Raw genomic sequence first — 12,613 nt, 5'->3', positions numbered from 1 at the left:
AAAACCTATTTGTTTATTCACTGAACTAACTACAATTATATGATAACATTTGTTACGCAAATAGTCAATAAGCTTTCCATGGATTATCAAAATTTTACCTTCATTTTTTTGTTCTAAGTTCTTTATTTTTTATTCTTTCTACCCTTAATATCTTATCTCCATTCCCTCCTGATGACCTTTCTCCATCTTGTGTCTGGCCTTTCGGTTTGCTACGGTATCAAATACAATTGAAAAATCATAATCTTCCGGATACATCTGCGTTGCTGCGACATGAAGTTTTATACGTTTATAATTAATAAGCTTTTTAGTTTTTGCAATTTGAATCCCTATTTCTCCCTTTTCATTACACACTTGATACACGATCCCTATTTTCTTCTCTGGATACACAATCACACAATCCCCAAGGTGAAAACTTGCTGCTTTTTTCGGAAGCTCCTTTTTCCTACTCTCAATTTTCTTTTCTATATGGGGTTTACTCGCTGTATTTTCTGTATTCCCTGTATTTTCTATGTTTACTTGTTCCTCGTTTATATGACTATTCTCGAAAAAAAGCTCACTTTCATTATTTTGTTTAATTTTCCCATTTTCCTTAGTATCATAGGCATTCTGATAAGCAATCAAAAGCATGTGCTTTGGTAATCCTAATCTTTTCGCAATGTACAAAGCACAACTTTCACCTGCCTCACCAACTTCTAAGTGATAGAGTGGTTTTAAGCTTTCTCTATCAAATGCCATCTTCGCATTCACAACTCCCTCTGACTGTGCTGCATAGTCTTTTACTTGTGGGTAGTGAGTGGTAGCTATAAATAAACACTGCTTCTTTTTAAGTTCTTCCAGTATCGAAATTGCAATCCCCATCCCCTCTGCAGGGTCTGTTCCTGAGCCTAACTCATCTAGAAGTACCAAACTATCTTTCGTAACTTCCTTTATTATCGCAATGATGTTCGTAATATGAGCTGAGAATGTTGAAAGGTTCTCTGTGATACTTTGACCATCTCCAATATCACAAAGAATCGCATCATTCATACATAAAACCGCCTCATCACATGGAACATGAAGACCGCTTTGAGCCATCATGGATAATAATCCAACTGTTTTTAGTGCTACAGTTTTACCGCCTGTATTAGGCCCGGTAATGATTACTCCTCGAATACCATTTGCAAATTCAAAATTAAGAGGAACGCAATTCTCTCTGTTTAAAAGTGGATGTCTGCCATTCACTATCCTAATCTTTCGATCTGTATTGAGGCTTGCTGGAACTGCCTTCATAAATGCAGACAGTTTAGCTTTAGCGAATATTTCGTCGAGAATTCCCATTGTTTCATAATTTCTCATTAGCTCGAACTCATTCTCTATCACAAGAGAGGTTAACGTATATAAAATCACCGCTTCCTCTTTTGCTTCTGCTGATTTTAAGGCTGATAGTTCTTCACTATAGCGAACTGCAATTACCGGCTCAATAAAGTACGTTGCACCGCTAGAGGAAACATCATGTACGGTTCCTGAAACCTGATGCTTATACTCTTTTTTTACTGGAAGTACAAAATGCCCATTTCTTAATGACACAAACCCTTCGCTAAAATACTCTTTTTTACTTCTTAGAAGTGCCTCCAATTTTGATTTCATTGCTCCACTTACGGATTCCATCTTTCGCCTAATATCTTTTAGCTCTTTGGATGCCGAGCTATCGATCTGATTATTTCTGATTGCTCCATCAATAATTCCTTGTAAATCCTCTAATGATGTGAAAGAATCCGCATAGAAAGCTAAATCTACCTTAAGGCATTGAGCCTTGGTTAGATAACTTTTTAAACGTCTGCTGGCAGCGATAAACTGTGATACTAAAGTTAGTTGTTCTGGTGATAACATTCCACCTTTGTTGGCAAGCGATAATATCATCATAATATCTTTTCGCTCTGACATCGGAGGATTTCCTTGTACATCATAAATCATCCTAGCTTCTGTTGTCCCTTTGGTTCGATTACATACCTCTGTCTCACTAAGACTAGGTTCCATCTTAAGCAAACTCTTTTTTGCTTCTTCTGATACTGCATATTCGCATAACATTTCTAATATTTTCTGAAATTCTAACGTCTGTCTTGTATTCATTTTTTGCTCCTATCTGTATTAAAATTTTCTTATTACCACGTCATTTTAGGGTTTATATCGATAAAAAAGCACAAAAAAAGTCGTGGTATCCTGTTTTTAAAGATACTCACGACTATAATCAAGCCTCTACAAAGAAAGTCTTTATGGCATACGATACTATTACTGTTTAAAATTACAAACAATAGATTCGTATCACAAAAAAGCTTCCTCAAAGAAACTGCTAGTTCAAACTACTTAGAAATAGTATAAATAAAAAGATGTATCCTACGGTATACCATGTCTAAATGGCGTTCAAGTAAAAACAGGTTTTGGGCACAAAAAAGAAAGCTGATAAACTTTACCTTCAGCAAATAACCTTTTTTGCATCTTTAATTTTTCGTGCTAGTTAGCACAAACCTCACTTTTACTTAATACACGTAACAAAAACATCTTCCTCTCTGATTTAAATTTTATACCTCTTTAAAATAACATGAATTCCGTATATTGTCAACGAGAGCTGTAAAATGACTATTTAAAATTTAGTGTGGTATTCTTTTAAAGCACCAAACTTAAACAGTTACAGGCCCAACTGTGTTTTCTTTTTATTTATAGCAATTCGCCTTGAAACGCTACCAGTGTGGTGCTACAACCCATATGGCAAGACCTTTACAGAAAGACAAAAGCTAATAATTTGGGGCTTTCCCGTTGAAAACCTTAGATTACATGAAATCGTTATCATAATGCGAAAGGCTGATAAAATGGGAGTGCCTTCTGTTTGTAAAAGGGTATACAATATGAAGAACGTTTTACAGGCAAAATAGCACCAAAAAATAACACGGGCTGTGTGTCGCCCCAACCTGTGAGTAATATTGACTTTTCTTTGGTTTCTATATGTAACTAATCTTGACAATCAAGTGGTTATGATATTTTTAATAACTAATAACAAAATGCTTATTTTGTTTATTAAATTGAAATCCACCAACACACTCCAAATTTATCAATAACAGTGGCACAACATTTGCTCCACGGAACTTCATGAATAGGATTAATAATAACACCGCCATTACTCAAAATATTAAAGGCATTATAAACCGATTCTTCGCTTCCCATCTCAAAAACATTAAAAGTCATTGTTTCCCATTTCATTTTGTGAACTATGTTTATGTCACAAGGGTTTGCTGCTTCGCCTAATGCTAAAAAACCTTCACCATTTACGGATAATTCACAGTGTACATAAGCAGTTTCGGTATCATTTTTCACTTCAAATGTAATTTCTGCGCCAAAAGCTTTGCAATACATTTCTGCCGCTTCAAAACTACTTTTCACATAAACCTGAGTATAATTTTTCATATATACCTCCTGCACAAAATATAAATACCATTACGCAAGCTTGTTTTGCTTGACTTGCGTATATAATGTTTTTACTATAGTATCACAAAAAGAAATTAAAATCTACCGCTTCAACGCTTGTTTAGGTGAACTACTATACTTATCTCAAACTCCACACTATTCTGGAAAGAAAGCATAAGTATTCAGACTCACTCAAAAATAGTTTCCCACATTATAATGGAAAGTTAGCATACTTTTCCGCTTAAAAATTTTATATTCTTCAATACTCGCTTTCCACACTATTATCTTAAATAATCTGTAAAATTCATATTTTAATGACTGTGTATGATTGCTTATGTTAAATGCCATGCTATAAATTAATTGTTAAAGCTATGTTAAAAAGCTATACCATAAATTAATATTGAAATTTGATATGCTTATGCTATAATTAGGCCAAATTCATAGATTGAAATTAAAAATTTTATGGTTCAATATAACGTAGTCCTGCCAATTGAAAAATATCTGACAAAAAGGTCTAGGAGGTAATTATGGAGCAAAAAAGAATCGCTGGACAAAAAGCGATAGACTATATAAAAGATGGCATGATATTAGGATTGGGAACTGGTTCTACAGCGTATTATATGATTAAAAAGGTTGGTGAACTGGTTCAAAATGGTATGAATTTGAAAGCAGTTGCAACTTCAAGTTATTGAGAATAAGTAAGTTTAGCCATTTTTTTAAATCAAGTTATAACTTTGGCATAAATATCATGTCAATAGGAGGTCTACAATGAAACGAAATAATTATTGGTATCCGGTAGACAATGCTGGTAAGATATTTCCTGCTGTTTCCAAAGATAGCAGAAGCAGTGTTTTTCGTCTATCCTTTTACCTTACACAAAATATTCAGCCCACTGTTTTGGAACAGGCTGTAAACGAAGTGCTACCCCGTTTTGAAACGTTTGCCGTGGAATTAAAGAGCGGTCTTTTTTGGAATTATTTATCTCCGAATAAACATCGCTTTCGTGTGAAACCAGAGCCTTCTATTATGTGCAAATATGTACCTGCATCGAAAAATTATGGTTATCTATTCAATGTCTATTATTACGAAAATAAAATAACATTGGAAACTTTCCATAGCTTAAGTGATGGAACTGGTTCAATGGAGTTCTTAAAGTCAATTACTTATCGTTACTGTTGTTTATGTGGCTATCAGATGGAACACGAAGGTATTATTCGTAGTAATATTCCTTTTTCCTCTAAGGAAACACAAGATATGTTTTGTAATGAATATGACAAATCTAAGAAAAAGAACTTAAAGGAAGAGCCTGCCTATCGTCTAAAAGGCGAAAGATTTGCAGATCATTTTTCCCTTTGCATTCGTGCACAAGTGGATACGGAACAATTATTAACACTTACAAGAAGTCTTAATGTCACAATCGGAGAATATGTAACAGCTTTACTCGCTTACAGTATCTACACTCAAAATGTCGATTGTAGAAAGAGTAAAAAACCAATAAAGTTGTTTGTCCCGGTAAATCTGCGCAAGTATTTTCCATCGAATACTTTGCGTAATTTCTCACTTTATATAAAGGCAACCTTTGATCCGAGGCTTGATTGGACTTTTGAATCCATGTTATTAGAAACGAAGCGGCAGTTCTTAGTACAGCTAAATAAAGAAGATCTTCATGGAAGAATTAATTCAAATGTTTGGATTGAAAAGAGCTTTTTTATTAAAATCTTACCTTTGGCTCTTAAGAATCTAGGGTTTAAGCTTGGATATTATTACTTAGCAGAAAATATCAGTACTTATGCTATTTCTAATCTTGGGTCGGTTTCTTTACCAGAAGACATGAAAGCAATAGTAAAAGATGTGGAGTTTTCCATAGGGGGTACTAATATGGCCATATCCTCCATTTATGGTCATACAAATATCATGCTAAATACCGAGTGGAAAGACCTTGCCTTTATCTCACATTTTATGAAGTTTCTAGTAGATTCAGGCCTTGAAGTAAACATTGATACAAACTATAGGGAGGGATTAGATGAGATATTGTAAATACTGTAACATTCATTATAATACGCCCTTAGACAACTGTTTATTTTGTAATAATGAGTTAACGAATAGCAATCTAGAAGATACAGATCAAATGTTGGAGCAAACTTATCATTATCCTGCATTTCAGAAAAGAAAGAATTCAAAACGATTTTTACTTCGTTTGTATACCTTCCTTGGTTTGATTACTATGATAACCTGTGTTTATCTTGATCTTTCCAAGAATTTAGATAAAGGATTAAGTTGGTCACGTTATGTAATTAGTCCTATCGCTTATATTTTACTCTTTTTAGCAATAATAACGAACTCTAAAAAATCGATACAAAAAGTCATATATCTTTCCTATCTAACACTGCTGTTTTTGGTATATCTAGGCTCGATAGGCAATAGCTCTGTATGGTCTGTAGATTTTGTTATGCCGCTTGGTTTTATTTCCATCAATATAACAATGCTGTTCTTTTTATTAATAAAGAAAAGACGTCATCACGATTATGCCATCTACAGCATGTTAACCTCTATCATTGGTATACTACCGGTTATTTTATTACTCAACCATAGTCTAACTTATACATGGCCAACGATAACTTGCTTTTTATATAGTTTGGCAACTTTTATAGGTATATTAATCTTTTCTCCAGAGGCAACCAAGGAGGAATTAAAAAGAAGGTTACATTTATAATTTTTGCTCTTTAGACATAGTTTTTGGTTTTGAAGACAAAGAACCGTAAAAGCGAAAAACTCATATTTTAATATTTGAGTACTGATCATTTCAAAATTACTTACTCTAGATAATAAGCATAAACAGACAGCCACCTTTAAAAAGCAAAGGTGGCTGTTTCACTATTTTATACTAAAGACTCTAATCCCACAAAATATCCAAATCCATATAATGCTCCATTCCAGATGATAATCCAAACGTTAAAGCAATAACATATTGTGTAGCCATATTTAGTTACCATTCTCATCATAATCATTAGCATATACGTGACTATAATATTTTCCATAGTATTTTTTGTTATATCCTACGCCATAAATATTAGCTTTATTAAGAACAGCTCCTAAAACTTTACTTTTTTCTGTAATTAATTGTTTTAAAACTCTTTGTGCAAATCTATAACTTATTTTGTTAGATTCTATAACCATAATAGTCCCATCACATATATCTGCTACATTAGCACTATCAATTACAACTCCAAGAGGAGGAGTATCTATAATAATGTAATCATATTCATCTCTTAGATTTTTAACTAAGTTTTTGAATTCTTCGCTACCTAACATCTCAGAGGGGTTCGGGGGTAATATTCCGGTAAAAATAATATCCCTATTTTCAACATTAGATTTATGTATTACCTCTTCCAAACTATTCATTCCTGATATATATTGTGATAAACCATTAACCGCATTATCAATTTTTAATTTACTTATAATGACTGATTTACGCAAATCAGCATCTATAAATAATACCTTTTTACCGCTGTCTGCAAAAGCAGTGGCTAAGCGAAAGGATACAACTGTCTTTCCCTCATTTGGCAAGCTGCTAGTTATACATATTGTTTTTATATCTTTTCCACAGAATTGTATATTGGTCCGTAATGATTTATACGCCTCATTAATGGTAAATTCCAAGGTGGCTTTTTGAATACTGCTATGTTCATTATTAGTATCACCTTTTTTTCTTTTATAAGCTTTTTTATTTTTTCCCCTTTTATTAGAATTTTTAAGTTCTAACGGTATTGTCCCTAATACTGTTAGGCCTAAATATTTTTCAATCTGCTCCGCATTTTTAATAGAATCATCTATAATATGTATAAATATTATAACAAAGGCACTGATTAATGCCCCTATTATCCCACTTAATATTGTATTTTTCATTATATGAGGACTTGTTGGTATCGTAGGGATATTTCCTTCCTCAACAATATTTACTTTCTCCATTTCAAGTACGGAAACCATTCTCTCTGATGCTACTTCTGCAATAGAATCAGCCAGTTGTTTAGCTAATAAAGGATCTTGATTTTGAACTGTTATTTCTAATATACGTGTATTTTCAGGAACTTTTACATTAATATTAGATACAAGTTCGTCGTGAGTCATATTTAAATTTAATTTACTAATAACCTGCTCCGTTACCGGTCTACTTAAAACCATCACTTTAAAATCCTGAGTAAGTTGAGATCCTGTTTGTAAATCACTACTAGTGATAGTATCTTTATTTTGTCGATTAATAATATATAGTTTTGTATCAGAAGTATAGACAGGAGTCATAACGAACTTACTTATTAACCCTGCCGCTACAGCACATACAATACTAGATAATACGATGATCCATATCTTATGCAATAATAAAATGAATATTTCACCAAGATTGATCTCTATATCATTATTATTGTTTTGCATATACTTGCTCCTCTTCCACATCATATATATTTATTACTTAATAATTGGGATGTATTCTTAACTAGCAATAGATTTACGAATTCTATTCCATACTTTTTGCTTAAATAGTTTACCCCCTTTATCATTCTTGGTTCTCTATTATGATCAGAATGGGAATCTGTAGCAACAAAATGGATGTATCCATTGCTCATTAATTTTTTACAATACTTACTTCTTTGATTGGTAAAACCGCCAAGAATACTTGTAATATTCATTTGCATATAAACACCAAGCTTAACTAATTCCTCTATTCTGTCAAGATTCCGATATAAACTTTCATATCTCTCGACATGAGCAAGGATAGGTAAATATCCGTTAATAAGTAATCGATGTAATCCAGTCCTGATGTTTCGAAAGCTTTCAAAGACGGGAAATTCTACAAGAACATATCTGGTACCTGCCATTGTTAATGCCTTCTGCTTTTTTAAATGCTCTATAATATCCTCGCTATAAAATAATTCATTTCCTAAGTCTATTTGAAAATCAGGATCAATCTTTTTAGCCTCTTCTCTAACAAGTTCTAGCTTTTTCTGAAGTTCTTGTATGTCTGGATTTATATATCCAACTCCATAATGTGGAGTTGCTATGATATGAATAATCCCCTCTTCGTGTGCTATTTCCAACATACTTCGTGTTTGTTCTAAATTTACCGAACCGTCATCAACAGATGGAAGTATATGGATATGAATATCAGTCCATTGATTCAATAAAATCTCCCCTTTGATCTAAACAATCTTATAATTCATTATTACATGTTTTCTTATACCACTCCACAAAATTACTTAACCCAGTTTCAATGGAGGTACTTGGTATAAAATGAAAGTCTTCCTCTAAGTCGCATAGATCAGCATATGTTTGATACACTTCCCCAAGCTGCATAGGTAAATATTCTTTTATGGCTTTCTTACCTATATATTTTTCTAATAATTCTATACAATCCATTAACTTAACAGGTTTGTTATTACCGATGTTGTAAATTTTATATTTTATCTTATTCTCATCTTGTTCAGGTGGATTACATAATATTTGCTCAATTCCTTTTACAATATCATCGATATATGTGAAATCTCTATACATATCACCATTGTTGAATATTTTGATTGGCTTACTTTCCATTATAGATTTAGTAAAAGAGAAATAAGCCATGTCTGGTCTACCATATGGGCCATAAACGGTAAAGAAACGAAGCCCAGTCGTTGGTATTCCATAAAGATGGCTATAAGGATACGCCATCAATTCATTGGATTTCTTTGTAGCCGCATAGAGACTAACAGGGGTATCAGTTTTATCATAGGTAGAAAAAGGTACTTTTTGATTGGCTCCATATACAGAACTAGAAGAAGCAAAAATCAAATGTTCCACTCCATAATGTCTGCATGCCTCTAAAATATTGAAAAAACCTATGATATTAGAATTTATGTACGTTTCAGGCTTTTCTATACTATAGCGAACACCTGCTTGGGCAGCCAGATTTACCACTATTTGCGGTTTGCATTCTATAAATAATTTGTCAATGGCTTGTTTATCCGCAAGATCGCCTTTCATGAATGTAAAATTATTATACTTTTCTAAAATATTAAGCCTTGCATACTTAAACTTTGTATCATAATAATCATTTATATTATCATAACCAACAACCGTTGCACCCTGATCGAGAAGCATCTTTGCAAGATGAAATCCAATAAACCCTGCTGTTCCTGTTACTAAATATATTTTTGTTATATCTAGCTTATTAATAACCGACCTCATAATTCATCCTTTTTAATTTAATTTTAATTATTGCTTAGATTGTCAAAAGTTCAAGACCTTTAAATGATGAATGACAATTTATATATCAATATTCATCTCACAACCGACTTTTAGATTTTTACATCTAATCATGTTTATCTTCCAATAGAATAATACTCTATGCCTGCTTCCTTCATTTCCTCAGGCTTATATATATTACGTCCATCATATACTAAAGGTGTCCTCATATATTTTTTATATGTATCTGGCGTAGTTTCTTTAATTTCTTTCCATTCAGTAAAGATAAAACATACATTGGCTCCTTCTAATGCTTCTTCTGGTGTATGTGTATATATAATTTCATCCGGATATCTTTTTTTGAAGTTACACATAGCTACAGGGTCATATGCATAGATATTTGCACCTTGTTCAAGAAGAAGTGCTATATTATCAAGGGATGGTGCTTCTCTTAAATCATCTGTACCAGGTTTAAAAGAAAGTCCTAATACTGCAACTTTAAGCCCCTGGAACGTAATTAGTCGTTTCCTGGCTTTCGTAAATAACTTTGTTTTTTGTTCTTTATTAACTTCTACTGCTGCTCCTACTGTTTTTAAATCATAGTAATATTGTTTTGCAAGATATTTTAAAGCTTTGGTATCCTTCGGAAAACAGCTTCCTCCATAGCCTATACCTGCATTTAAGAAGCTAGAACCAATTCTAGCATCAAAAGACATCCCCTTTGCTACCTCTTCAATATCTGCATCAACCAATTCGCATAAATTTGCAATATCATTCATATAGGAGATTTTTAAGGCGAGAAAATTATTACAAGCATATTTTATCATTTCTGCACTTCTTCTACTTACAGATACCATAGGTAGACCAAAAGGTTCATAAATTTCTAGAAGCTTATCTTCAGCCTCTTTACTTTCTGTTCCTATTATGACTCTTGAAGCTTTCAAAGTATCCCTTACAGCACTACCCTGTGCTAGAAACTCTGGATTACTTGCTACTTCAACTTTTACATCATGGATAAGGAAGTCTTTTATAAACTGTTCAACTTTATCATTGGTACCAACAGGAACGGTGGACTTAACAACTACTAGACAATCTTGTTCAACAGACTCTGCAATTTGTCGTGCTACTGTAGCTATGTAGGAAAGATTCGCAGATCCATCTGGTAGTTCAGGTGTTCCAACTCCTATGAAGATTGCATCTGCATTTTTATAAGCCAATCCATAGTCGGTAGTATAATTTAGTCGACCTTCTTCATAATTCTTTCTCATCAGATCTTCTAAATCAGCTTCATAAATTGGAGAAACTCCGGATTTCATCAATTCAACCTTCTCCTTATCTGTATCAACACAGATAACCTTATGTCCTTTTTCAGCAAAACATACACCTGCCACTAATCCTACGTAACCGGTACCCGCAACAGCTATATTCAATTTATCTCCTCTCTCTTTTGAGAAATCATCTTATATTAACTTCTAATCTATTTTCAAAAACTTAATCTTACTTAATATCTTTCTGACAAGTTTTATACCTATTAAATCACCGCGCATGGATGGATTGGATAAAATGATTCCAAAGTACACCAGCATACATATAAATATAGATATAAATTCCCAAATTACCGCGTTGCTTACCTTTTGCAATACGATAGCTATACCCCCCATCAATAAGGATGCTATAATCGTCGGTGCTACATTCCTAAGTATTCTTAGAAATGATATTCTTAATGCTATCCAAAGAAGAACCAAGCCTACAAAAACATATTCTAGTTTTACCAAAGAACGGGTTATATATAGTGCTCTAAAACTTATTTTTGATGTAAAACTTAGCGCGGGAACAAGAACAATTAAATGCAAAAATTGTGCTAAAAGTGCTAAATGGGGTTTCCCCTTACTTCGTAAAACTTCACTAATGTTTTGTCCAAATATAACATTGATTGCACTAATTAATGCCCATAGTCCAATAAAATCCTTTGCTTCTGTCCATTGAGAACCTAGTAGAATTTTAGTTGCTAAGCCACGGTAAAGGAATAATCCAATCCCCATAGGCATAACAAACATGGATATCATTCTTTGGAATGTAAAAAGTGTCTTTTCATATTCTTTTTGGTCATCTTTTAACCGTGATAAAGCAGAAAATAAAACAGTTGCAGTGGAACCTGTGATAATAGCCATATAACTATCCACTGTAGTAATTGAGATTTTATATAATCCAAGATAATAATCATTTAAATAATATCCTACTATAAAAGTTCCTGTATAGGATACCAACCACATCGTTATAATATCTAAAAATGTCCACATGCTAAATGAGAACATTTCTTTAAAATGTCTTATACTAAAGTAGAATCTAGGCTTCCAATCAGATCGAATCGTAAGCCCGATTACACTAATTATATTGGATGCTAGAGTACCAATTAATAAAGCCCAATAATTTTTGTAGATCATAGCCATAGGTATCGTAACTAAAAATGGTACTCCAGAACTAACAATTCGAACGTAAAAAAGTGTTTTATAATCAAAATTTCTTCGATATCTTGCTATTTGGATACTTGAAAATGTGGTTAATAGTATATTTAGACTGGCTATACTAATTGCAAATCCTAAATTCGGACTTCCTAGCATTCTAGCAATATGATTTCTTGTAATAAATATTAACAAATATATCAAACATGAGATTATGAAATTAGACCAAAAAGCAACTGTTGTACTATTATCTAATTCCTCTTCGCTTTTAAATTCATGTTGAACCAAGAAACTTTGAAATCCTGCATCTGAAAATATATCAGCTAAACTTGTTATCATAGTGATAGAAGCCACTACACCAAATGCTTCCGGTGTAAGAATTCTTGCCAGAATCATATTCATAATAGGAGATAGTATTTTTACAAAAACTTCTGTAAATGTTGACCACTTTGTAGCTTTTACTATTTTGTAATTAAAATTTTCACTCATTGATTATA

The 12,613-nt window shown here is 32.8% G+C and carries 10 protein-coding genes; 3 read left to right on the top strand and 7 right to left on the bottom strand.

The annotated features are described in order from the left end of the window. Positions 1–144 precede the first annotated feature (144 nt). Both CPHY_RS06400 and CPHY_RS06395 read right to left on the bottom strand, forming a co-directional pair. The gene (locus CPHY_RS06400; RefSeq protein ID WP_012199250.1) at positions 145–2,109 is read right to left on the bottom strand and encodes an endonuclease MutS2; all 1,965 of its coding nucleotides are present in this window, start codon (positions 2,107–2,109) and stop codon (positions 145–147) included. Between the two features lie 942 nt (positions 2,110–3,051). After that, complete coding sequence (locus CPHY_RS06395; RefSeq protein WP_012199249.1) at positions 3,052–3,438, bottom strand: VOC family protein; 387 nt, start codon at positions 3,436–3,438, stop codon at positions 3,052–3,054. Between the two features lie 527 nt (positions 3,439–3,965). On the opposite strand from CPHY_RS06395, the gene CPHY_RS21190 reads away from it, so the two are divergent. From CPHY_RS21190 to CPHY_RS06385, 3 genes are all read left to right on the top strand, one after another. Then, on the top strand, positions 3,966–4,130 hold the full coding sequence (locus CPHY_RS21190; RefSeq protein ID WP_012199248.1) for a sugar phosphate isomerase family: 165 nt from the start codon (positions 3,966–3,968) through the stop codon (positions 4,128–4,130). A 76-nt stretch (positions 4,131–4,206) separates the two neighbouring features. Next, positions 4,207–5,475 carry a hypothetical protein gene (locus CPHY_RS06390; protein ID WP_012199247.1) on the top strand — a complete coding sequence of 423 codons (1,269 nt, stop codon included), beginning with the start codon at positions 4,207–4,209 and terminating at the stop codon, positions 5,473–5,475. Next, on the top strand, positions 5,462–6,151 hold the full coding sequence (locus CPHY_RS06385; RefSeq protein WP_041703296.1) for a DUF6320 domain-containing protein: 690 nt from the start codon (positions 5,462–5,464) through the stop codon (positions 6,149–6,151). Before CPHY_RS06390 ends, CPHY_RS06385 begins: the two co-directional genes overlap by 14 nt. 269 nt (positions 6,152–6,420) lie before the next feature. On the opposite strand, the gene CPHY_RS21185 is transcribed toward CPHY_RS06385, so the two are convergent. From CPHY_RS21185 to CPHY_RS06360, 5 genes are all read right to left on the bottom strand, one after another. Continuing rightward, positions 6,421–7,869, bottom strand: coding sequence for a polysaccharide biosynthesis tyrosine autokinase (locus CPHY_RS21185; protein ID WP_012199245.1), 1,449 nt, complete (start codon positions 7,867–7,869; stop codon positions 6,421–6,423). 20 nt (positions 7,870–7,889) lie between these two features. After that, complete coding sequence (locus CPHY_RS06375; RefSeq protein ID WP_012199244.1) at positions 7,890–8,615, bottom strand: CpsB/CapC family capsule biosynthesis tyrosine phosphatase; 726 nt, start codon at positions 8,613–8,615, stop codon at positions 7,890–7,892. 28 nt (positions 8,616–8,643) lie between these two features. Then, a complete protein-coding gene (locus CPHY_RS06370) occupies positions 8,644–9,657 on the bottom strand; it encodes an NAD-dependent epimerase (RefSeq protein WP_012199243.1) in 1,014 nt (337 codons plus the stop codon). Positions 9,658–9,791: 134 nt separating this feature from the next. Beyond that, on the bottom strand, positions 9,792–11,084 hold the full coding sequence (locus tag CPHY_RS06365; RefSeq protein WP_012199242.1) for a UDP-glucose dehydrogenase family protein: 1,293 nt from the start codon (positions 11,082–11,084) through the stop codon (positions 9,792–9,794). A gap of 42 nt (positions 11,085–11,126) precedes the next feature. Then, positions 11,127–12,605: an oligosaccharide flippase family protein gene (locus CPHY_RS06360; RefSeq protein WP_012199241.1), complete on the bottom strand. Its 1,479-nt coding sequence runs from the start codon at positions 12,603–12,605 to the stop codon at positions 11,127–11,129. Positions 12,606–12,613 lie beyond the last annotated feature (8 nt).

Source organism: Lachnoclostridium phytofermentans ISDg (assembly GCF_000018685.1).
In the GTDB taxonomy this organism is placed as follows: domain Bacteria; phylum Bacillota; class Clostridia; order Lachnospirales; family Lachnospiraceae; genus Lachnoclostridium; species Lachnoclostridium phytofermentans.
The sequence above is the reverse complement of the archived record's forward strand: the minus strand, read 5'-3'. Positions and strand labels throughout refer to the sequence as shown.

Bases quoted from the DNA above. Each gene is read 5' to 3' on its own strand.
- CPHY_RS06385 (WP_041703296.1), top strand. From the start codon at position 5,462: ATGAGATATTGTAAATACTGTAACATTCATTATAATACGCCCTTAGAC.
- CPHY_RS06370 (WP_012199243.1), bottom strand. From the start codon at position 9,657: ATGAGGTCGGTTATTAATAAGCTAGATATAACAAAAATATATTTAGTA.
- CPHY_RS21190 (WP_012199248.1), top strand. From the start codon at position 3,966: ATGGAGCAAAAAAGAATCGCTGGACAAAAAGCGATAGACTATATAAAA.
- CPHY_RS06390 (WP_012199247.1), top strand. From the start codon at position 4,207: ATGAAACGAAATAATTATTGGTATCCGGTAGACAATGCTGGTAAGATA.
- CPHY_RS06400 (WP_012199250.1), bottom strand. From the start codon at position 2,109: ATGAATACAAGACAGACGTTAGAATTTCAGAAAATATTAGAAATGTTA.
- CPHY_RS06360 (WP_012199241.1), bottom strand. From the start codon at position 12,605: ATGAGTGAAAATTTTAATTACAAAATAGTAAAAGCTACAAAGTGGTCA.
- CPHY_RS06395 (WP_012199249.1), bottom strand. From the start codon at position 3,438: ATGAAAAATTATACTCAGGTTTATGTGAAAAGTAGTTTTGAAGCGGCA.
- CPHY_RS21185 (WP_012199245.1), bottom strand. From the start codon at position 7,869: ATGCAAAACAATAATAATGATATAGAGATCAATCTTGGTGAAATATTC.